We start from the raw sequence: 21,289 nt of genomic DNA, 5'->3' as shown, positions 1-21,289 counted from the left end.
CGACGATCAGCCGGATAGCTTGGCTTTCACCAGCGGCCCGGCCTTCGCCATGTCGAGCGCGGCGGCATGCCGGGCGCGCAGACTGGCCATCACCTTGCCCATGTCCTTGATGCTGGTAGCGCCGGTTTCCACCACGGCGTCCGCGACAGCCTGCTCGGTGGCCGCCGTGTCCATCTGTTGTGGCAGGAAGGCCTCGATCACGGCGATCTCGGCCTCCTCCTTGGCGGCGAGTTCAGGGCGGTGGCCTTGTCGATACAGCGCCACCGATTCATGACGGGATTTCACCATGCCACGCAGCATCGACAGGATGTCCTCGTCGGCGACCTTGTCGATGCCCTTGGGCCGAGCCGCGATATCGGTGTCCTTCAGCTTCGCCATGATCATGCGCAAGGTCGACGTCCGCGCTGAATCGCCGGCTTTCATCGACAGCTTCATCTGCGCGGTGAATTGGTCCCTTAGGCTCATGGTGTTCTCCGTGCGACAGGTGATGATCATACTATGGAGCATGCGGGCGTGTCAGGCGCCCTGCTGCGCCGGAAAAAATTTCGCGACCGTGTATGCAGCCGTTGTCATGGGAAGTTTTTTCCCATAGATCATGCGCATGTCTCTTCCAATCGACGACATCATTGACCGCCTGGGCGGAACCGAGGCTGCGTCTCGCTTGACGGGCGTGGGCACCGAGGCGGTGCGGAAGTGGCGGCAAACCCGTGCCATTCCGTCGCGCCATTGGGCGGCGGTCACCGCGGCCACCGGGTTGACCATGACCGATCTGCTGACCAGTTCCGCGGAGGGCGTGTCGATCTCCGGTACGGCTGAAACCATGGCTGCCGGCAGCGTGCCTGCCGACGCGACCGCCGTGCTGGTTCTTGCCGATGGCACGGTGTTCTGGGGCCGTGGCTTCGGCGCGCACACATCTGGTCCGCCCGCGGTCGGGGAAGTCTGCTTCAACACTGGCCTGACCGGTTACCAGGAAACTCTCACGGATCCGTCGTACGCGGGCCAGATCATCACCTTTACCTTTCCGCACATCGGTAATGTCGGCACCAATTCACAGGATCTGGAGGCCGCGAATATCGCCGCCCGCGGCCTGATCGTGAAGCAGGACGTGACCGATCCGGCCAACTGGCGCTCCACCCAGGCGCTGGATGCCTGGCTGCGCTCGCGTGGCGTGACCGGGATTGCCGGGATCGATACGCGCGCCTTGACCATCCGCATTCGTGATGGCGGTGCGCCCCATGGGGTGCTGGCCTTTCCGGTGGATGGCCGCTTTGACCTGCCGGCGCTGGGTGCGCGGGCCGAGGCCTGGCCGGGGCTGGAGGGGATGGACCTGGCGAAGGCGGTCACCTGCCAGCAGTCCTATCACTGGGACGAGACGGTATGGGCTTGGCCGGGCACGCCGAGGCGGCAGGACGCGCCTTGCCACCATGTCGTCGCGGTGGATTATGGCGCGAAGCGGAACATCCTGCGGTGTCTGGCCTCGGCCGGGTGCCGCGTGACGGTGGTGCCGGCCACGGCGACGGCGGAGGATATTTTCCGACATTGCCCTGACGGCATTTTCCTGTCCAACGGTCCTGGTGATCCGGCCGCCACGGGCGCTTACGCCGTGCCGGTGTTGCGCGCCGTGCTGGAAAGCGGCGTGCCGTTGTTCGGCATCTGCCTCGGCCACCAGTTGCTGGCGCTGGCTCTTGGCGGCAAGACCTACAAGCTGGCGCGCGGCCATCGCGGCGCCAATCAGCCGGTGCAGGATCTGGCGACCGGGAAGGTGGAAATCACCAGCCAGAATCATGGGTTTGCGGTCGACGCGGAGTCGCTGCCGGCGAATGCCAAGGTGACGCATGTGTCGCTGTTCGATGGCTCGAACGAGGGAATTGCCTGCACGGACAAGCCAGCCTTTTCGGTTCAGTACCATCCGGAGGCGAGCCCAGGGCCAAGCGATAGTCATTACCTGTTCGGCCGGTTCGTGGCGATGATGGAGCGAAGGCAACGTGCGCCGGCCCCTGTTGCGTGAGGCTACGCGCACGGTCACTGTCTTGCATGCAATCCCGAAGCCGGAAACAGCGATACGAGCGCAAGCCTTTCCTGGCAGCCACGGCGCGCGCTGGCGTAGGGGAAAAGCCTTGAACTTCCGTGTGCGCCGCTGATCGGGATCCCCCTTCCAACAACAACGTAGGCCACATGCCCAAGCGCACCGACATAACCTCCATCCTGATCATCGGTGCCGGCCCGATCGTCATCGGCCAGGCCTGCGAGTTCGACTATTCCGGCGCGCAGGCCTGCAAGGCGCTGCGGGCCGAGGGCTATCGCGTGATCCTGGTCAATTCAAATCCCGCCACCATCATGACCGATCCCGAGCTGGCGGATGCGACCTATATCGAGCCGATCACGCCCGAGGTGGTGGAAAAGATCATCATCCGGGAGAGACCGGATGCCCTGCTGCCCACCATGGGCGGCCAGACCGCGCTGAACACCGCGATGAAGCTGGCTGCCAGCGGCGCGCTGGACCGCCACGGGGTTGAACTGATCGGTGCCCGCGCCGACGTCATCGACCGCGCGGAAGACCGGCTGAAATTCCGTGACGCGATGGCGGAGATCGGCATCGAATCACCGCGCTCCGCCATCGCCCATACGCTGGGCGAAGCCCGGGCGGCACTGGCGATGACCGGCCTGCCCGCGGTCATCCGCCCGAGCTTCACCCTGGGCGGCACCGGCGGCGGCATTGCCTACAACCGGGAGGAATTCGAGCAGATTGTCGCCGGCGGCCTGGAGGCCTCGCCTACCACCGAGGTGCTGATCGAGGAATCCGTCCTCGGTTGGAAGGAGTACGAGATGGAGGTGGTTCGCGACCGCGCGGACAACTGCATCATCGTCTGCTCGATCGAGAACGTCGATCCGATGGGGGTCCACACTGGCGACTCCGTTACCGTGGCGCCGGCGCTGACCCTGACGGACAAGGAATACCAGCGGATGCGCGACGCCTCGATCGCCTGCCTGCGCAAGATCGGCGTCGATACCGGCGGATCGAACGTGCAGTTCGGCCTTAATCCGGCCGATGGGCGGATGGTCGTCATCGAGATGAACCCGCGGGTGTCGCGGTCATCCGCGCTGGCCTCCAAGGCAACCGGGTTTCCCATCGCCAAGATCGCCGCCAAGCTGGCGGTCGGCTACACGCTGGACGAGCTGACCAACGACATCACCCGGGTCACGCCGGCGAGTTTCGAGCCGACCATCGACTACGTCGTGGTCAAGATCCCGCGCTTCACGTTCGAGAAATTCCCCGGCACGCCGGCGCTGCTGACCACGTCCATGAGATCGGTGGGCGAGGCCATGGCCATCGGTCGCAGCTTCGCCGAAGCCCTGCAGAAGGGCTTCCGCAGCACGGAGACCGGACTGTCCGGGCTTGATCCGGTCGAGCCGCCGGGTGACGGCGGCGCCGATGCCTTCCGCGCCGCCTTGTCGGCGCCACGGCCGGACCGGCTGCTGATGGCGGCACAGGCGCTGCGGGCCGGACTGACGGTCGAGGCCATCCACGCGGCGACGAAGTTCGACCCGTGGTTCCTGCGTGAGCTTGATCGGATCGTCACCGCCGAACATGAGCTGACCGCCGCCGGCCTGCCGAACGATGCGGGGCGCCTGCGGCGTTTGAAGGCGCTGGGCTTTTCCGACCAGCGCCTGGCGGTGTTGACCGGCAGCACAGCGACCAGGGTCATGGCTGCCCGCCTGGCCCTTGGCGTGACCCCGGTGTACAAGCGCATCGACACCTGCGCCGCCGAGTTCGCCTCCGACACACCCTATATGTATTCCACCTTCGAGGGCGGCTACGGCATACCGGTCTGCGAGGCGAACCCCACCGGCCGGACCAAGGTCATCATCCTGGGCGGCGGGCCCAACCGCATCGGCCAGGGCATCGAATTCGACTATTGCTGCGTCCACGCCGCCTACGCGCTGAAGGAGGCCGGGTTCGAGACCATCATGGTCAACTGCAATCCGGAAACCGTCAGCACCGACTACGACACCTCCGACCGTCTGTATTTCGAGCCGCTGACGGAAGAGGACGTCATTGCCCTGGTCCGCCGGGAGCAGCAGAACGGCACGCTGCTGGGCTGCATCGTCCAGTATGGGGGCCAGACCCCGCTGAAGCTGTCGCAGGCGCTGTCGCGCGAAGGCATTTCGATCCTGGGCACGTCCGCCGACGCGATCGACCTGGCCGAGGACCGCGAGCGGTTCCAGCAGTTGCTGCACCGCCTGGGCCTGTTGCAGCCGGATAACGGCATCGCCCGGTCGACCGAGGAAGCCGTCGCCGTCGCCGAACGCATTGGCTACCCGGTGGTCATCCGGCCGAGCTATGTGCTGGGCGGGCGCGCCATGGAAATCGTCTATGACCGTGCCGCTCTGCACCGCTACATGCGTGAAGCCGTGCGCGTGTCCGGGCAGGGCATGATCGAGTCGGGACCCTTGCTGATCGACCGCTACCTGAACGACGCGATCGAGGTCGACGTGGACTGCATCTGCGACGGCGAAAGCGTCTATGTCGCGGGCGTCATGGAGCATATTGAGGAAGCCGGCATCCATTCCGGCGACTCCGCCTGCTCCCTGCCACCGTATTCGCTGTCGCCGGCGATGATCACCGAGCTGAAGTCGGAAACCGAGGCGATGGCCAAGGCGCTGGGTGTCGTCGGCCTGATGAACGTGCAGTACGCCATCAAGGACGACACGATCTACGTCCTGGAGGTTAATCCCCGTGCCTCCCGCACCGTGCCGTTCGTCGCCAAGGCGACTGGCGTGCCGATCGCCAAGATCGGCGCCCGCGTGATGGCCGGTGCCAGCCTCGCGACCGACTTCACGCTGGACGATGATTCCATCGCGCCGCATGTCGCGGTGAAGGAAGCCGTTTTCCCGTTCGCCCGCTTCCCCGACGTGGACACCATCCTGGGGCCGGAGATGAAATCCACTGGCGAGGTCATGGGCCTCGATTCCAGCTTCGAGCGCGCCTTCGCCAAGGCCCAGCTCGGCGCCGGCGTCATCCTGCCGATGGCCGGCACGGTTTTCCTGTCGATCAAGGACGCGGACAAGAAGGGCTTGCCGTCGCTGGCTCGCCGCCTGAATGAGATGGGCTTCTCGATCATGGCCACACGCGGCACCGCCACCCGCATCCGCGAGGCCGGCTTTCCGGTCAGCGTGGTGAACAAGGTGCTGGAGGGCCGGCCGCATTGTGTCGACGCCATCCGCTCGGGCGACGTGCAGCTTGTGATCAATACCGCCTCGACCCCGCAGTCGGTTGCCGACAGTTTCGCGATCCGCCGCAGCGCCCTGACGCACATGGTGCCGCACTACACCACGCTCGCTGGTGCGCGGGCCGCCGTGCATGCCATTGCGGCGCTGAAAGCGGGAACGCTTGAAGTCGCGCCCCTACAGTCCTATTTTCGCGGTTCGTTTTGACCTATGTGCCGTGGTTGGGGACGACCCAGCCGCGGCGGCCGTACATGGCTTTGCGTGTTCACCGAGGATCAAAAGGACCAAGACGTGCAGAAGTTTCCGATGACCGCCCCCGGCCTTCAGCGGCTGGAAGACGAGCTCCGCCAGTTGCGGTCGGTGGAACGTCCTTCGGTCATTCGTGCCATCGCGGAAGCGCGTGAACACGGCGACCTGTCGGAAAACGCCGAATATCACGCGGCGCGCGAACGTCAATCCTTCATTGAAGGCCGCATCGCGGAGCTGGAGGAGATTACCTCGGGGGCCGAGGTGATCGATCCGGCGAGCTTGTCCGGCTCGCACGTGAAGTTTGGCGCGCACGTCAAGCTGGTCGATGAGGAGACGGAGAAGGAGGCGATGTATCAGATTGTCGGTGTGCACGAAGCCGACATCAAGGCAGCTCGCCTGTCGATCTCCTCGCCGCTGGCCAAGGCGCTGATTGGCAAGAAGGTGGGCGAGACGATCTCCGTGCCCGCGCCGGGTGGAGACAGGTCTTATGAGATTCTGGAAATCCAGTTCCGCTAGGCGGCTTTCGGATGGACAGACAGACACGCCGGTTCAAGGGTTGCGAGAACGCCTGTTTGCATCGACCATTCTGATGTCCTACCGTTATGTTCGGCCACAATTTCAAGCGCAATGTGACGACAGATAGCTTGGAAAGGCCACGCACCAGGGGCGGCGGAAACAATCTGCTCCCGCACTGTTAATATTCTGATATGATAGCGCCCAGGCGCAGCTATGGAGTCTGGCGCGAATTATGATCAGCCTGGCCGACATCGAGAGCGCCGCTGCCCGCATCGCCGGCAAGGTGATACGCACACCGATGTTGGCAAACCCTGGGCTCTCTCGTCTCACCGGCGCCGAGATCTGGCTGAAGCTCGATAACATGCAGGTGACCGGCGCCTTCAAGGAACGCGGTGCCGCCAACCGGCTGGCGTTGCTGACCGACGCCGAACGCGGCTGTGGCGTGATTGCCATGTCCGCCGGCAATCACGCCCAGGCGGTCGCCCGGCATGCCAGCCTGCTCGGCATTGCCGCCACCATCGTGATGCCGAAGTTCACCCCGTCGACCAAGGTGACCCGCACCGCCGCCTGGGGTGCCACCGTTGTCCTGCACGGTGAAACCTTGGCCGAGGCCGCCGCCCACGCCCAGGCGCTGGCGCATGCAAGGTCGCTGGTCTTCGTGCATCCGTATGACGATGTCGCCATTATCGCCGGGCAGGGTACCCTGGCGTTGGAGATGTTGCAGGATGCCCCCGACTTGGATGCACTGATCATTCCCACCGGCGGTGGTGGCCTGCTCGCCGGCTGCTTGGTCGCCGCGAGCGCGCTGAAACCGGGTATCGCCGTCTATGGTGCCGAGGTCGAAACCTATGCCGCAATGGCGCAGCGCCTGACCGGGGACACCGTCTCGGTCGGCGGTGCCACGGTCGCCGAGGGCATCGCCGTTCGCGACATCGGCGAAACCGCGTTCGAACTGCTCAATCGCCGCGTCGCCGGCGTCCTGCTGGCGCCGGAACGCGCTATCGAGGAAGCCATTGGCTTGCTGATCGAGGCCGCCAAGACCGTGGCGGAGGGCGCCGGCGCGGTCGGCTTAGCCGGCTTGCTGACGCATCCAGCGCGTTTCCGCGGCAGACGGGTCGGCATCGCCATCACCGGTGGGAATATCGATACCCGCATCCTGTCCAACGTGCTGCTGCGCGACCTATTGCGTGATGGCCGTCTGCTGCGCCTGCATCTGCAGATCCCCGACCGGCCCGGCGTGCTGGCCGACATCGCCGGCAAGATCGGCGGTTCCGGCGGCAACATCATCGAGGTCTCGCACCAGCGGCTGTTCGCCGCCTCCTCGGTCCAGGCGGCGGAACTGGAAGTGATGGTGGAGGCGCGGGACAAGCCGCATGCGAATGCGATCGTGGAAGCGCTGCAAGAAACTTATACCGTACGGCGTGTGTAAGAGCTATTGAGCCGCCACTCGTTGGCGTCAGGATTACCGACATTGATGGATTCGCGTCCGGCTCATTTGGCCACTCTGGAAGCCGAAAGCATCTACATATTGCGGGAAGTCGCGGCACAGGGCGTCCGTCCAGTGCTGCTGTACTCGATCGGCAAGGATTCCTCGGTTCTGCTGCATCTGGCGCGCAAGGCGTTCCATCCGGCCAAGCCGCCCTTCCCGCTGCTGCACATCGACACGACCTGGAAGTTTCGCGCGATGATCGCGTTTCGCGACGCGACGATTCGCCGCTTTGGGTTGGAGCTTAGATCGCACACCAATCCCGATGGGCTTCGCGAGGGGATCAATCCGTTCGACCATGGCGGCGCCTATACCCAGATCATGAAGACCGATGCGCTAAAGCAGGCGCTGACCCTGGGCCGGTACGATATTGCCATTGGCGGCGCCCGCCGCGACGAGGAACGCTCGCGGGCCAAGGAAAGGATCTTCTCGGTTCGAGCACCCGGTCATGCCTGGGACCCGAAGCGCCAGCGTCCGGAACTCTGGCACCTGTACAACGGCAACCTGGCGGCCGACGAGACCTTGCGCGTCTTCCCGCTGTCCAACTGGACCGAGCTTGATGTCTGGAGCTACATCGCGGCGGAACGCATCGACGTCGTGCCGCTGTATTTCGCCGCACTGCGTCCCACGGTCATGCGCGACGGGCAGATCATCGTGGTGGACGACGACCGGATGCGCTTCAAGCCGGGGGAGACGCCGGTCGAGCGCCTGGTGCGGTTTCGCTCCCTGGGCTGTTACCCATTGTCCGCCGCGGTGGAATCCGGCGCCACCGACCTGGACGCCCTGCTGACGGAGATGCGGGATACCCGGGTTTCCGAACGGGCTGGGCGGCTGATCGATCGCGATGAAGGCGCATCGATGGAGCGCAAGAAGCGCGAGGGATATTTCTGATGCCCGACACAGTGCTGCGCGTGCTGACCTGCGGCAGCGTCGACGACGGCAAATCCACCTTGATCGGCCGGCTGCTGTTCGAATGCGGCAGCATCGCCGACGACGTGCTGACCGTTCTGGAACGCGATTCGCGCCGCTTCGGCACGGTGGAAGGCGGGATCGACTACGCCCTGCTGGTCGATGGTCTGGAAGCCGAACGCGAGCAGGGAGTAACGATCGACGTTGCCTACCGCTTCTTCGAGACAGCGAAACGCCGCTTCATCCTGGCCGACACGCCAGGCCACCAGCAATATACCCGCAACATGGTCACGGGCGCCTCGACCGCCGACCTGGCGATCCTGCTGATCGATGCACGCAAGGGCATCCTGCCGCAGACCCGCCGGCATGCGGCCATCGCCTCGCTGCTCGGCGTGCGCCAAGTGGTGCTGGCGATCAACAAGATGGATCTGGTGGGCTTTCAGCAGGCGGTGTGCGCCACGATCGGGTCGGAGTTCGCCTACCTGCGGCCAAAGTTCGGCTTCAGCGCCATTACCGTCATTCCAGTCTGCGCGCGGGAGGGGGACAACGTTACTCAGGTCAGTCCGCGCATGCCCTGGTACACCGGTCCATCCCTGCTGGCGGCGCTGGAGAGCGCTGATCCGGCGGCCGGCGCGGCACCTGGTCCATTCCGCATGCCGGTGCAATATGTCAACCGCCCCGACCAGGGGTTCCGCGGCTACTGCGGCACCGTCACCGCCGGCCGGATCCGAGCCGGCGATACCCTGGTCAACGCCGCCGGCCGCACCAAGGCGACCGTGGCACGGATCGTCACGATGGACGGCGACCGACCCGAGGCGGCGGCGGGTGATCCCGTCACCCTGGTGCTGGACGGGGAGATCGATGTCTCGCGCGGTGACGTGCTGGCGGTCGATCCGGCGCCGGCAGCGGTGGACGGCGTGGAAAGCTGGGTGGTCTGGATGGACGAGACCCCGCTGTTCCGTGGGCGCGCCTACCTGCTGATGCTCGGTTGCCGCACGGTAATGGCGACGGTGACCGACATCACCGTGCGGCTGGACATGGAGACGCTGGAAGAGGTCGGCGTGCGGGAGCTTGGTCTGAACGAGATCGGCCGCGTCTCGATCTCCCTGACCCATCCCGTGGTTTGCGAACCATACCAGACCAGCCGAGACCTGGGTGGCTTCATCCTGATCGACCGGCTGACGCGGAATACGGTCGGCGCCGGCATGGTAACGGCGACACGGGTGCGCAACAGCGACATCGTGTGGCACCGACTGGACGTGGACAAGGCGGCACGATCGCTGTTGAAAAACCAGAAGCCGGCGGTGCTGTGGTTCACTGGGCTGTCCGGCGCCGGCAAATCCACCATCGCCAACTTGGTGGAAAAGCGGCTGCACGCGCTGGGTCATCATACCATGACCCTGGATGGCGACAATGTCCGTCATGGGCTGAACCGTGACCTGGGGTTCTCCGAGGCCGATCGTGTCGAAAATATTCGCCGCATCGCGGAGGTCTCCCGGCTGTTCGTCGAGGCCGGGCTGATCGTCATTGTCTCGTTCATTTCACCCTACCGGGCGGAGCGGATGCTGGCCCGCGACCGCGTGGGCGGCGATGCGTTCGTGGAGATCTTCGTCGACACACCGGTCGGCGAGTGCCGGCGTCGCGATCCGAAAGGACTGTATGAGAAGGCTGACAGCGGCCAGATCCGAAACTTTACCGGCGTGGACGCGCCGTACGAGGAACCGCTGGATCCGGACATCCAACTGCGCACTTTGTTAGCCGGTCCGGATGCGTTGGCCGATGAGGTGGTGGCGGCGCTGCGGGTGCGGGCGATTATCACGTGACGGGGTAAGCAAGACCAGGGCCCTGCCGCTCGGATCAACCGGCCTCACGTGCTCGATCGCTCGGGCGTGACGATGATAAGGCAGTGCTGACCAGACAATCCGTCTGCCGACTGATATTATTCATTCGTCCGCTTCGCCCGCAGCCCAGCCCAGTGCTCTAACCGGCGTGCGATTTCGCGCTCGAAGCCGCGATCGTGGGGTTGGTAGAAGTCGATGCGGTCCATGCCGTCCGGGAAGTAGTTTTGGCCGGAGAACGCGTCCTCCGCGCCATGGTCGTATGCGTAGCCGGCGCCGTAGCCGAGTTGCTTCATCAGTTTTGTCGGCGCGTTGAGGATATGGGCCGGCGGCATCAGGCTGCCGGTGTTCCTCGCCGCGGCCTTTGCCAGACCGAAGGCGGTGTAGACGGCATTCGATTTCGGCGCGGTACCGAGGTAGACGACCACCTGGGCGATGGCGAGTTCGCCTTCCGGTGAGCCCAGGCGCTCGTAGGTTTCCCAGCCGGACAAGGCAAGGGGCAAGGCGTTAGGATCGGCCATGCCGATGTCCTCGGCGGCGAAGCGGACAAGGCGGCGGGCAATGTAGCGCGGATCCTCGCCACCATTGAGCATGCGGGCGAACCAATACAGCGCGGCATCAGGATCGGAGCCGCGCAGCGATTTATGCAGCGCGGAGATCAGGTTGTAGTGTTCTTCGCGATCCTTGTCGTACAGCGCGGCACGCCGGGCCAGCAGGGTGGACAGGTCGGCTGCGTCCATGTCTGGCGTCGATGGTGGAAGGGCGGCGACCTGTTCCGCCATGTTCAGCAGATAACGGCCGTCGCCGTCAGCCATCGCCCGCAAGGTGCCCCTGGCTTCCACCGTCAGCGGCAGTGTCCGGCCGAGCTCGGCTTCCGCACGCGTGAGCAGAAGATCAAGCGCCGGATCGTCCAGGCGGCGCAGCACAAGAACCTGGCAGCGGGACAGCAACGCGCCATTCAACGCGAATGACGGGTTTTCCGTTGTCGCACCAACAAGCGTAATGGTGCCGTTCTCGACCACGGGCAGGAAACCATCTTGCTGGGCGCGGTTGAACCGGTGGATCTCGTCGATGAACAGCAGCGTTCCCTGCCCGGCCCTGCGACGCTTCACCGCGTCGTCGAAGGCCCGCTTGAGATCGGCGACGCCGGAGAAGACGGCGGAAAGCTGGACGAATCCCAGTTTCGCCTGCGCGGCCAACAAACGTGCGATGGTAGTCTTGCCGACACCAGGCGGTCCCCAGAGGATCAGCGAGGCCAGCGAGCCAAGCGCCAGCATGCGGGTCAGCGTGCCCTCGGGGCCGAGGAGATGGTCCTGGCCAACGACAGCGGCAAGAGTGGCCGGCCTCAACCGATCCGCGAGGGGACGGCTGCCAGCGGGTTGCGGCGGGGCGGCGGGTTCAGACGAGCCGAAGAGGTCTTCAGGGTCAGACACGAAGCAAGTCTAGAACAGATGGCGCGCTCTGGCGAAGGACCAGTCCGATTATGACCGATTGGCTAGCGGAACCAGATGTCTGGCCGGCTTGGCGATATTCTGCAGCGTGTCCAAGGCAACTTCGATCACGACGTTTCGGGCTGGGATCAAGCCGTGTCGTAGCATCCAGAATCAAGTCTTAAGCGAAGACCGCTATCAACGGGCCATCCCATTCGGGCTCATTCCTCCTCGGAATCGTCATCTTTCGCCTGAACCGGGCCACTATCCTTGCCCTTGGCTGACATATCGCGGTCAACCAGTTCAATCACCGCCATATCGGCTGCGTCACCGTAACGGACGCCAGCTTTAAGCACACGTGTATAGCCGCCGGCGCGAGTCTTGTATCGATCTGCTAAAGTGCTGAACAGCTTGCCAACAATGACGTCATCGCGCAGTTCGGCATAAGCCAGGCGCTTGTTGGCGAGACCACCTTTCTTGCCCAGAGTTATCAGCTTCTCCGCAACGGGACGAAGTTCCTTCGCCTTGGGCAGGGTCGTGGTGATCTGCTCGTGCTTAAGAAGCGCATGCGCCATGTTGCGGAACATGGCCAGCCGGTGACTTGAGGTAACGCCGAGCTTGCGGCCGGCAACTCCGTGACGCATGGGTTTATTCCTTGTACCGGCTCAGACCGCCCTCAAGAAGGCTGAACACGATCTGGGTTCATTGTTGATCGCATGATTGACGGACTTCCGACGCGCCGCCTGGCGCGATCATGCTCAGAACGGCTCTTCGAGCCGCTTGGCCAAGTCCTCGATGTTCTCCGGCGGCCATCCGGCGACGCTCATGCCCAAGCCGAGACCCATGGATGTCAGCACTTCCTTGATCTCGTTCAGCGACTTGCGGCCGAAGTTGGGAGTGCGCAGCATTTCCTGCTCGCTCTTCTGCACCAGGTCGCCGATGTAGACGATGTTGTCGTTCTTCAGGCAGTTGGCGCTGCGAACCGAGAGTTCCAATTCGTCCACCTTGCGCAGCAGGTTGCGGTTGAACGGCAGGTCGTCCTGCGGCTCTTCGGCGCGAATCTGCTGAGGCTCATCGAAGTTGATGAAGAGCTGCAACTGATCCTGCAGGATGCGTGCGGCGAGCGCCACCGAGTCTTCCGGGGTGACAGCGCCATTGGTTTCGACCGTCAGCAGCAGCTTGTCGTAGTCGGTGACCTGGCCCACGCGGGTCGGCGCCACGGTATAGGACACGCGGCGCACCGGGGAGTAGATCGAGTCGATCGGGATCAGGCCAATCGGTGCGTCTTCCGGCCGGTTCACGCTGGACGGCTGATAGCCTTTGCCTAGGTTGACGGTGAACTCCATGCCCAGCTTCACCCCATCGTCGAGGGTGCAGATGACCAGTTCGGGGTTCATGATGTCGATGTCGTGGCCGGATTGAATCTGCCCGGCGCGGACCTCGCCGGGACCAGTGGCGGTCAGCGTCATCCGCTTGGGACCCTCGCCGTGCATCCGCAGCGCGAGCTGCTTAATGTTCAGCACGATATCCGTCACGTCTTCCCGCACACCGGCGACGCTGCTGAATTCGTGCAGCACGCCGTCGATCTGCACCGCGGTGACTGCGGCGCCTTGCAGGGACGACAGTAGAATGCGACGAATGGCGTTGCCCAATGTCATGCCGAAGCCGCGTTCCAGCGGTTCGGCGACGACCGTGCCGACGCGGGATGGATCGGCACCTGGCTCGACTTCCAGTTTCTCAGGCTTGATCAGAGATTGCCAGTTTCTCTGAATGACTGCGCTTTGCCTCATGCTACACCTTTCGAACCGCACCGGAGGGCGGCTCATGTCCTATGGACAGTGTCACCCCCTGTTATTCAGCCGGCCGTCGTTCGGCCGGACTAAGTCCAGCCGCCGCGACAACAAGATCAGACACGCCGACGCTTGCGCGGCCGGCAGCCGTTATGGGGGATCGGCGTCATGTCGCGAATCGTGGAGACGGAAAAGCCGACCGCCTGCAGCGCCCGCAATGCGCTCTCGCGGCCCGAACCGGGGCCGCTGACCTCGATTTCCAGCGCTTCCATGCCGTGTTCCTTGGCCTTGCGGCCGGCATCCTCGGCGGCGACCTGAGCGGCATAAGGCGTGGACTTCCGGCTGCCCTTGAAGCCCTGGCTTCCGGCGGATGACCACGCGATGGCATTGCCCTGGGCATCGGTGATGGTAATCACCGTGTTATTGAACGTGGCGGCGACATGTGCCACGCCAGCGGTGATATTCTTGCGTTCCTTGCGGCGAGGCCGAGCGGCTGCGGCGGGTTTCGCCATGGTTTGTTGTCCTGCTTCAACTGGGGCCGCGCCGGAACCCGGCGCGGCGGTAACCTGATGAGATGTGGCCTGTTGGCCGATTACTTCGTAACTTTCTTCTTCCCGGCGATCGCGACTGCCTTGCCTTTGCGGGTGCGCGCATTGGTGTGGGTCCGTTGGCCGCGAACGGGCAGACCCCGACGGTGACGCAGACCGCGATAGCAGCCGAGGTCCATCAGCCGCTTGATGTTCATCGCGACTTCACGCCGCAGGTCGCCCTCGACGCGGTAGTCTCGATCGATCAGTTCGCGGATACGGAGTACTTCCTCATCCGAAAGCTGATTGACCCGCCGGTCGTCAGGGATGCTAAGCTTCTGGCAGATTTCGGCGGCCTTGGTCGGGCCAATGCCAAAGATATAGCGAAGCCCAATGGTCACGCGTTTATTCGTAGGGATATTTACGCCGGCAATACGCGCCACGCTTGACTCTCCTGTCGTCCGGAGTACCGAACCATAGACGGCCCATCAGGGCCAAAATATGCGCAAGCGGCGCCGAAACCCCGTAAGGGGGTTTGCGCCGGAGGCCGGGACTATAGTTTCCGCGCCGCAGGAGTCAACGCTACTTTATCAACTTTGCGTGATAGCTGCAACAATCAGTCCTTTGCCGGACGTGATTGATGTGCGTTTGCGTCCTGGCTGGCGGCGAGCACCGCATCGATCTGCCGAGAGACGTCATTGATGTCCGCCATCCCGTCCACCACCCGCAAAGCGCCAGTCTGGGCATAGTGTGGAATGATCGGCGCGGTCTGGCTATGATACACTTTCAAGCGCGCGTCCACGGTCTCCCGCTTGTCGTCGGGTCGACGCACAAGTTCGGCTCCGGCGCAGACATCGCAGACGCCGGCGACGGCGGTTGGCTTGAAGCTGTCGTGATAGCCGGCGCCGCATCTGGCGCAACTGAACCTGCCAGCGATGCGGTCCGTCAGGATGGCGTCATCCACCTTTAACTCGATCACCGCATCCAGCTTCAGGCCCTTGCGGGCGAGCATGTCATCCAGCGCCTGGGCCTGTGGCACGGTGCGAGGAAAGCCGTCCAGGATGAACCCACGCGCCGCATCCGGCTGGTCGAGGCGGGAAGCAAGCATACGGACCAGGATGTCATCGGATACCAGACCGCCGGCCTGCATCACGGCCTGGGCTTCCTGACCAATCGGTGTGCCGGCGGCGACCTCCGCCCGCAACATGTCGCCGGTGGCGATCTGCACAATTCCGTGGATGTCCTGCAACCGCTTGGCTTGTGTTCCCTTGCCCGCGCCGGGCGGGCCCAGAAGAATGATGTTCACCGACGCCCCTTTACCCTGTTCTTGCGCATCAGGCCCTCATACTGATGAGCCAGAAGATGCGATTGGATTTGCGTGACCGTATCCATGGTAACCGAGACGACGATCAATATCGAGGTTCCGCCAAAGTAGAACGGCAATCCGTAATCGCTGATCAGGATTTCCGGCAACAGGCAGATCAGCACGAGGTAGACACCGCCTACGGTGGTCAGGCGGGTCAGCACTCGGTCGAAGTAGTCTGCCGTGGCGCTGCCGGGACGTATGCCTGGGATAAAGCCGCCATATTTCTTCAGGTTGTCGGCGGTTTCCTCCGGATTGAAGACAACCGCGGTGTAGAAGTAGGCGAAGAAGATGATCATGAACGCATACAGCGCCATGTACAACGGCTGACCATGACCAAGCTGACTGGCAATCGTCTGCAGCCAGGGCGGCCCGTTGGTGGCGAAGCCGGCGATGGTCGCCGGGATCAGCAGGATGGAACTGGCGAAGATCGGCGGGATGACGCCGGACGTGTTGATCTTCAGCGGCATATGCGTTGAGTCGCCGCCGAACATGCGGTTGCCGACCTGCCGCTTCGGATACTGTACCGCGATGCGGCGCTGGGCCCGCTCGACAAAGACAATCACACCGACGGTCACCACCGCGATGACGACGAACAGCAGCAGGAAGAACGGCGACAATGCGCCGGTGCGGCCCAGTTCCAGCATGGAGGCCATGGCACCCGGCAGGTTGGCGACGATGCCGGACATGATGATCAGGCTGGTGCCGTTGCCGATGCCGCGGGCAGTGATCTGCTCCCCGATCCACATTAGGAACATGGTGCCGCCGACCAAGGTAATCATGCAGGAAACAATAAAGAACAGGCCGGGGTCGATCACCGCGGAGCCAAAGCTGCCATGCATCGATTCCAGGCCAATAGCGATGCCGTAGGACTGGAACATAGCAATCACCACCGTAAGGTAGCGGGTGTACTGGTTCAGCTTCTTTCGCCCGGCCTCACCCTCCTTCTTCAGCGTTTCCAGCGTGGGAATGGCCGCTGACATAAGCTGGATGATAATGCTGGCGCTGATGTATGGCATGATGTTCAGCGCGAAGACCGTCATGCGCCGCAGTGCGCCGCCGGTGAACATGTCGAACATGCCCAGGATGCCGCCGCCGTGCTGCGACAGCATTTCCGCCATCACCGAGGCATCGACGCCTGGAACCGGAATGTAGGTGCCCAGACGATAAACGATCAGCGCACCCAGGGTGAACCAGATGCGCTGCTTGAGTTCGGTCGCCTTGGCAAAGACGCCCATGTTCATGCTGGCTGCGAGCTGTTCAGCGGCGGATGCCATCGGGTGTCCCTCTATGATCGAGACTAGTGTCGGGCCGGGCGACGGAGGAAGCAAGGCGAGGGCTCCGCCCCTCGACCCCGCTAAGGGCAGACGCCCTTAGAACCCATTTAGGGGTTTGGGAGAGAGGGGGCTACTCAGCCGTTGCAACCGTCTCGGTCGCCCCCTCTCCCCCAAACCCCTGGACGGGGATCAAAGGGGCATCCGCCCCTTTGCGGGTCCCAGGGCGGAGCCCTGGCCTTGCCTTACTTCGCCTCCGGTTCGACTCTAGCCGCGACCGTGGTGGTGATCGAGCCGCCGGCTGCCTCGACCGCCGCTTTTGCCGTGGCGGATGCGCCGGAGACGGTGATGGTGATCGGGCGGCTCAGCTTGCCGTCCGCCAGCAGGCGCACGCCGTCCAAGTTGCCGGACGCGAGACCAGCGGCAATCAGAATCGCCTCGGTGATCGGCTGGCTGCCGTCGATCTTGCCGGCTTTGATGGCCGCACTCAACGTGCCCAGGTTGACCGGCGCATAGGACTTGCGGAACAGGTTGTGAAAGCCGCGCTTCGGCAAACGGCGATAGATCGGAAGCTGACCGCCTTCAAAGCCATTCAGTGCGACGCCCTCGCGCGCCTTCTGCCCTTTGACGCCCTTGCCGGAGGTCTTGCCCTTGCCAGAGCCAATGCCACGGCCCAGCCGCTTGGACTTTAGGCGCGCACCAGGATTATCGCGCAGTTCGTTCAGGTTCATGTCAGGACAGCTCCTCCACCTTGATCAGGTGGGCCACCTTGCGGATCATGCCGCGAACCGAGGCTGTATCCTGCAGTTCACGCGTCGCACGGATCTTGTTCAGACCAAGTCCGACCAGAGTTTCCTTCTGACCGGGCTTGCGCCCAAGGGCGGATGCGGTTTGCGTCACACGGACCTTAGGCATTGGCCGTCGCCTCCTGTGCCGGCGGCGATATGCCACCTGATGGTCCCGTTACCGCTCCACCTGAAGGCACGTCACGGCGGCCGAACAGTTCCGGCACCTTCTTGCCACGGCGCGTGGCGACGGACCGCGGGCTGGCGCATTTCTGCAATGCCGCGAACGCCGCCTTTACCATGTTGTGCGGATTGCGGCTGCCCAGGCTTTTTGCCACCACATCGCCTATCCCCAACGTTTCAAACACCGCGCGGAGCGGTCCGCCGGCGATGATGCCGGTGCCGGCGGTCGCCGACCGGAGAATGACGTTGCCGGCGCCGTAGTGACCGGCGACATCGTGGTGCAGGGTGCGGCCTTCCTTCATCGGTACACGAATCATCCCGCGCTTGGCTCGTTCGGTGGCTTTGCGAATGGCCTCCGGCACCTCACGCGCCTTGCCCGCGCCATAGCCGACACGGCCCTTCTGGTCGCCGACGACAACCAGGGCGGCAAAGGCAAAACGGCGGCCGCCCTTCACCACTTTGGCGACGCGGTTGATGGTGACCAGCTTGTCGATAATGCCGTCATCCGCATCACGATCGCCGCCGCGCTCGCGATCCCGGCCCCGGCCGCCTTCTCTCGCTTCACGTGCCATTTAAAACAGTTCCTTCAGAGCGCCAGCCCGCATTCGTGGCTGACTTGATCCCTTTAAAAATCCAGCCCGCCTTCGCGCGCCGCTTCAGCCAATGCCTTGACACGACCGTGATAGATGTACGCGCCACGGTCGAAGATTACCTGCTTGACACCGGCTGCCACCGCCCGTTCAGCAACCAGCTTGCCGACCGCGGCAGCCGCCGCCCTGTCGGCTCCGGTCTTCAACACGGCCTTCAGGTCCTTGTCCAAGGACGAAGCCGCGGCGAGAGTACGGCCGTGTGTGTCGTCGATGATCTGGGCGTGAATGTTCTTGCCCGAGCGGAACACCGACAGCCGCGGCCGGCCATAAGCCTTCTGCCGAAGCTGATAGCGCAGCCGCATGCGGCGGCGGGTGGCGAGGTCCTGCTTGGCGCTCATTTCTTCTTGCCTTCCTTGCGCCGAATAGTTTCATCCGTGTAACGCGCGCCCTTGCCCTTGTAAGGCTCCGGCGGCCGAAAGGCGCGAATTTCCGAGGCAACCTGACCGACCAGCCGTTTGTCCACACCCTCGACCTTAATCGAGGTCGGCCGTTCGCAGGTGATCTTAATCCCCTCTGGAACCGGATAGACCACCGGGTGCGAAAAGCCCAGATTGATCTCCAGGTTCTTGCCCTGCACCGCGGCACGATAACCGGTGCCGGTGATTTCCAACGACCGGGCGTAGCCTGTGGAAACTCCCTTCACCATCGTGGCAATCAGCGCACGTGTGGTGCCCCACATCATGCGAGCCCGCGGTGCGGTGCCGACTGGTTTTACCGAGAGATGGTTACCGTCGATCGACGCTTCCACTTGCTCAGTCAGCGGCAGGGTCAATTCCCCTAGCCTGCCCTTGGCGGTGACGATGCCACCAGCAATGGCAATCTGAACCCCCGCGGGTATCTCGACCGGGTATTTTCCGACGCGTGACATGACGCGTTTCTCCTTAGAACACGCGGCAGAGGATTTCGCCGCCAACATTGGCGGCGCGTGCCTCTGCATCGCTCATGACGCCGCGCGGCGTGGACAGGATGGATACACCCAGGCCGGCATAGACCCGGGGTAGCTCCTTGATCTTCGAGTACACCCGGCGGCCGGGCTTGGAGACGCGGTGGATCTCCTTGATCACAGGCTCGCCCTCGTTATACTTCAGCTCAATGCGCAAATGCGCGATGCCGGGACGAACTTCCTCGGCCGCATAGCCACGAATGAAGCCTTCCCGCTTCAGAACGCCCAGCACATTGGCCCGCAGCTTCGACGCCGGTGCCATGCAGATGGAGTGCCTCGCCCGCTGCGCGTTACGGATGCGGGTCAGCATGTCCCCCAGGGGATCAGACATTGACATGGCGGAATTCCCTTACCAGCTCGCCTTGACCATGCCGGGAATTTGTCCGGCACTGGCCAAGTCACGCAGGGCGATGCGGCTGAGCTTGAACTTGCGATAATTGCCACGTGACCGGCCGGTCAATTCACAACGCAGGCGAAATCGCACGGCGGCACCATTGCGCGGCAACTGCGCCAGCTTCAATGAAGCGTTGAACCGGTCCTCCACCGGCAACGTCCGATCCATCATCACGTCCTTCAAGGCTCGGCGCTTCGACTTGTCGCGCTTCGCCATCTTCTCACGCATCAGGTTGCGGTTGACCTGGGAAAGCTTGGCCATCCTATATACTTCCTCCGGAACCTGCCGACCCCGGATCAAGTCCGGGGGCAGGGGTTTTCCAAAAACTCAGTTGGCGAAAGGCAGATCGAAAGCCTTGAGCAAGGCTTTCGCTTCAGCATCGGTCTTGGCAGTGGTCACGAACTGGATGTCCATGCCGCGCACGTCGTCCACCCGGTCGTAATTGATCTCCGGGAAGATGATCTGCTCCTTCAGGCCCATGGCAAAGTTGCCACGCCCATCAAACCCTTTGCCGGTGATGCCGCGGAAATCGCGCACCCTCGGCATGGCAATGGTGACCAGCCGATCAAGGAATTCATACATCCGCGCCTTGCGCAACGTGACCTTGCAGCCGATCGGCAGGCCGGCGCGGATCTTGAAGCCGGCGATGGCCTTCTTCGCCACCGTCTTCACCGGCCGCTGGCCGGCGATCGCCGCCAGTTCGGCCACCGCGGAGTCCAACTTCTTCTGGTCGCCGGTGGCCTCACCCACGCCCATGTTGATGACGATCTTCTCCAGCTTTGGAACCTGCAGCTCGTTCTTGTAGCCGAACTCGGTACGCAGCTTGGGTTTTATCTCGGACTGGTAGCGCTGCTGGAAGCGCGGCATGTCCTGGGGCGAGGCGGTGGGATTATCGACGCCGACGATCTCCACGCGGCGCGCGGCGCGCTGGGCGTCCTTGCCAGCCGGAGGTCCGCCGGAGCCACGATTGCCAGCCGTCTTGGCGCCCGCCTTGCCGCCCCTGGGGGCATTTTTTGTACCGCTCATGGCTAACCCTCGATGACTTGACCGGTCGCCTTGGCGACGCGGACTTTTTGCCCGTCCTCCAGGATGCGGAAACCGACCCTGGTCGGCTTTTCGCTCTTGGGGTCGATCAGCTTGAGGTTCGACAGATGGATCGTCGCCTCCTTCTCGATGATGCCGCCCGCCTCGCCCATGCGGGTCGGCTTGGTGTGGCGCTTGGCGATGGCGCAACCGGCGACGATGGCGCGGTTGGAGTCGGTGAAGATGCGCAGCACCTCACCGGTCCGGCGCTTGCTCTTGCCGGTGGTCACCAGGACCGTGTCGCCCTTGCGGATCCGGGCGGCCATGTCACAGCACCTCCGGCGCGAGGGAGATGATCTTCATGAACTTGCGTCCGCGCAGTTCACGCACCACCGGACCAAAGATACGAGTGCCGATCGGCTCCTGCTGCTTGTTGATCAGCACGGCGGCGTTGCGGTCGAAGCGGATGGCACTGCCGTCGGTCCGCCGTACCGGAAAAGACGTGCGCACGATTACCGCCTGGTGGACATCGCCCTTCTTCACCTTGCCACGCGGAATTGCTTCCTTCACCGATACCACGATGACATCCCCTACGGATGCGAACTTCCGCTTTGATCCGCCCAGCACCTTGATGCACTGTACGCGGCGGGCACCGGAGTTGTCGGCGACTTCCAGATTGGTTTCTGAATGGATCATGCGT

The 21,289-nt window shown here is 63.6% G+C and carries 24 protein-coding genes; 6 read left to right on the top strand and 18 right to left on the bottom strand.

The genetic code is table 11. The features are described from left to right. Window positions 1-6: 6 nt before the first annotated feature. Window positions 7-465 (bottom strand): GatB/YqeY domain-containing protein, encoded by a 459-nt coding sequence (locus ACQY4S_RS26190; protein WP_428488102.1) that lies wholly within the window; start codon window positions 463-465, stop codon window positions 7-9. 136 nt (window positions 466-601) lie between these two features. On the opposite strand from ACQY4S_RS26190, the gene carA reads away from it, so the two are divergent. From carA to cysC, 6 genes are all read left to right on the top strand, one after another. Then, complete coding sequence (carA, locus tag ACQY4S_RS26185; RefSeq protein WP_428488101.1) at window positions 602-2,008, top strand: glutamine-hydrolyzing carbamoyl-phosphate synthase small subunit; 1,407 nt, start codon at window positions 602-604, stop codon at window positions 2,006-2,008. Between the two features lie 167 nt (window positions 2,009-2,175). After that, window positions 2,176-5,436 carry a carbamoyl-phosphate synthase large subunit gene (gene carB / locus ACQY4S_RS26180; RefSeq protein WP_428488100.1) on the top strand — a complete coding sequence of 1,087 codons (3,261 nt, stop codon included), beginning with the start codon at window positions 2,176-2,178 and terminating at the stop codon, window positions 5,434-5,436. Between the two features lie 84 nt (window positions 5,437-5,520). After that, entirely contained in the window at window positions 5,521-5,994 is a 474-nt protein-coding gene (gene greA / locus ACQY4S_RS26175; RefSeq protein WP_428488099.1) for a transcription elongation factor GreA, read from the top strand. A gap of 232 nt (window positions 5,995-6,226) precedes the next feature. Then, a complete protein-coding gene (locus tag ACQY4S_RS26170; protein WP_428488098.1) occupies window positions 6,227-7,423 on the top strand; it encodes a threonine ammonia-lyase in 1,197 nt (398 codons plus the stop codon). 45 nt (window positions 7,424-7,468) lie between these two features. Next, the gene (gene cysD / locus ACQY4S_RS26165) at window positions 7,469-8,371 is read left to right on the top strand and encodes a sulfate adenylyltransferase subunit CysD (protein ID WP_428488097.1); all 903 of its coding nucleotides are present in this window, start codon (window positions 7,469-7,471) and stop codon (window positions 8,369-8,371) included. Next, window positions 8,371-10,212, top strand: coding sequence for an adenylyl-sulfate kinase (cysC, locus tag ACQY4S_RS26160; protein ID WP_428488096.1), 1,842 nt, complete (start codon window positions 8,371-8,373; stop codon window positions 10,210-10,212). Before cysD ends, cysC begins: the two co-directional genes overlap by 1 nt. 116 nt (window positions 10,213-10,328) lie before the next feature. Here the strand turns inward: cysC and ACQY4S_RS26155 are convergent, their stop codons facing one another. The 17 genes from ACQY4S_RS26155 to rplN form a co-directional block, all read right to left on the bottom strand. Further along, window positions 10,329-11,660, bottom strand: a complete 1,332-nt coding sequence (locus ACQY4S_RS26155) for a replication-associated recombination protein A (protein ID WP_428488095.1) — start codon at window positions 11,658-11,660, stop codon at window positions 10,329-10,331. A gap of 218 nt (window positions 11,661-11,878) precedes the next feature. Beyond that, entirely contained in the window at window positions 11,879-12,301 is a 423-nt protein-coding gene (rplQ, locus tag ACQY4S_RS26150; protein WP_428488094.1) for a 50S ribosomal protein L17, read from the bottom strand. Between the two features lie 114 nt (window positions 12,302-12,415). Next, window positions 12,416-13,447, bottom strand: coding sequence for a DNA-directed RNA polymerase subunit alpha (locus ACQY4S_RS26145; RefSeq protein ID WP_428488093.1), 1,032 nt, complete (start codon window positions 13,445-13,447; stop codon window positions 12,416-12,418). A gap of 116 nt (window positions 13,448-13,563) precedes the next feature. Next, window positions 13,564-13,959: a 30S ribosomal protein S11 gene (gene rpsK, locus ACQY4S_RS26140; protein ID WP_428488092.1), complete on the bottom strand. Its 396-nt coding sequence runs from the start codon at window positions 13,957-13,959 to the stop codon at window positions 13,564-13,566. 80 nt (window positions 13,960-14,039) lie between these two features. After that, window positions 14,040-14,417, bottom strand: coding sequence for a 30S ribosomal protein S13 (rpsM, locus tag ACQY4S_RS26135; protein WP_428488091.1), 378 nt, complete (start codon window positions 14,415-14,417; stop codon window positions 14,040-14,042). 173 nt (window positions 14,418-14,590) lie between these two features. After that, on the bottom strand, window positions 14,591-15,280 hold the full coding sequence (locus ACQY4S_RS26130) for an adenylate kinase (protein ID WP_428488090.1): 690 nt from the start codon (window positions 15,278-15,280) through the stop codon (window positions 14,591-14,593). Further along, window positions 15,277-16,614 (bottom strand): preprotein translocase subunit SecY, encoded by a 1,338-nt coding sequence (gene secY, locus ACQY4S_RS26125; RefSeq protein WP_428488089.1) that lies wholly within the window; start codon window positions 16,612-16,614, stop codon window positions 15,277-15,279. Before secY ends, ACQY4S_RS26130 begins: the two co-directional genes overlap by 4 nt. A gap of 242 nt (window positions 16,615-16,856) precedes the next feature. Then, window positions 16,857-17,342 (bottom strand): 50S ribosomal protein L15, encoded by a 486-nt coding sequence (gene rplO, locus ACQY4S_RS26120; RefSeq protein ID WP_428488088.1) that lies wholly within the window; start codon window positions 17,340-17,342, stop codon window positions 16,857-16,859. A 1-nt stretch (window position 17,343) separates the two neighbouring features. Beyond that, on the bottom strand, window positions 17,344-17,526 hold the full coding sequence (rpmD, locus tag ACQY4S_RS26115; RefSeq protein ID WP_428488087.1) for a 50S ribosomal protein L30: 183 nt from the start codon (window positions 17,524-17,526) through the stop codon (window positions 17,344-17,346). Further along, the gene (gene rpsE / locus ACQY4S_RS26110) at window positions 17,519-18,151 is read right to left on the bottom strand and encodes a 30S ribosomal protein S5 (RefSeq protein WP_428488086.1); all 633 of its coding nucleotides are present in this window, start codon (window positions 18,149-18,151) and stop codon (window positions 17,519-17,521) included. Before rpsE ends, rpmD begins: the two co-directional genes overlap by 8 nt. A gap of 53 nt (window positions 18,152-18,204) precedes the next feature. After that, a complete protein-coding gene (rplR, locus tag ACQY4S_RS26105) occupies window positions 18,205-18,567 on the bottom strand; it encodes a 50S ribosomal protein L18 (RefSeq protein ID WP_428488085.1) in 363 nt (120 codons plus the stop codon). Beyond that, window positions 18,564-19,097 (bottom strand): 50S ribosomal protein L6, encoded by a 534-nt coding sequence (gene rplF, locus ACQY4S_RS26100; RefSeq protein ID WP_428488084.1) that lies wholly within the window; start codon window positions 19,095-19,097, stop codon window positions 18,564-18,566. Before rplF ends, rplR begins: the two co-directional genes overlap by 4 nt. Before the next feature lie 13 nt (window positions 19,098-19,110). Next, window positions 19,111-19,509, bottom strand: coding sequence for a 30S ribosomal protein S8 (rpsH, locus tag ACQY4S_RS26095; RefSeq protein ID WP_428488083.1), 399 nt, complete (start codon window positions 19,507-19,509; stop codon window positions 19,111-19,113). A gap of 12 nt (window positions 19,510-19,521) precedes the next feature. Beyond that, a complete protein-coding gene (gene rpsN / locus ACQY4S_RS26090; RefSeq protein ID WP_428488082.1) occupies window positions 19,522-19,827 on the bottom strand; it encodes a 30S ribosomal protein S14 in 306 nt (101 codons plus the stop codon). Window positions 19,828-19,893: 66 nt separating this feature from the next. Beyond that, on the bottom strand, window positions 19,894-20,433 hold the full coding sequence (gene rplE, locus ACQY4S_RS26085) for a 50S ribosomal protein L5 (protein WP_428488506.1): 540 nt from the start codon (window positions 20,431-20,433) through the stop codon (window positions 19,894-19,896). Window positions 20,434-20,594: 161 nt separating this feature from the next. After that, window positions 20,595-20,915, bottom strand: a complete 321-nt coding sequence (gene rplX / locus ACQY4S_RS26080; RefSeq protein ID WP_428488081.1) for a 50S ribosomal protein L24 — start codon at window positions 20,913-20,915, stop codon at window positions 20,595-20,597. 1 nt (window position 20,916) lies between these two features. Next, window positions 20,917-21,285 carry a 50S ribosomal protein L14 gene (rplN, locus tag ACQY4S_RS26075; RefSeq protein ID WP_428488080.1) on the bottom strand — a complete coding sequence of 123 codons (369 nt, stop codon included), beginning with the start codon at window positions 21,283-21,285 and terminating at the stop codon, window positions 20,917-20,919. Between the last annotated feature and the right edge of the window lie 4 nt (window positions 21,286-21,289).

It is taken from the genome of Rhodopila sp., from assembly GCF_965276935.1.
Taxonomy (GTDB): Bacteria; Pseudomonadota; Alphaproteobacteria; order Acetobacterales; family Acetobacteraceae; genus Rhodopila.
This window is presented reverse-complemented; position numbering and strand designations above follow the sequence as displayed.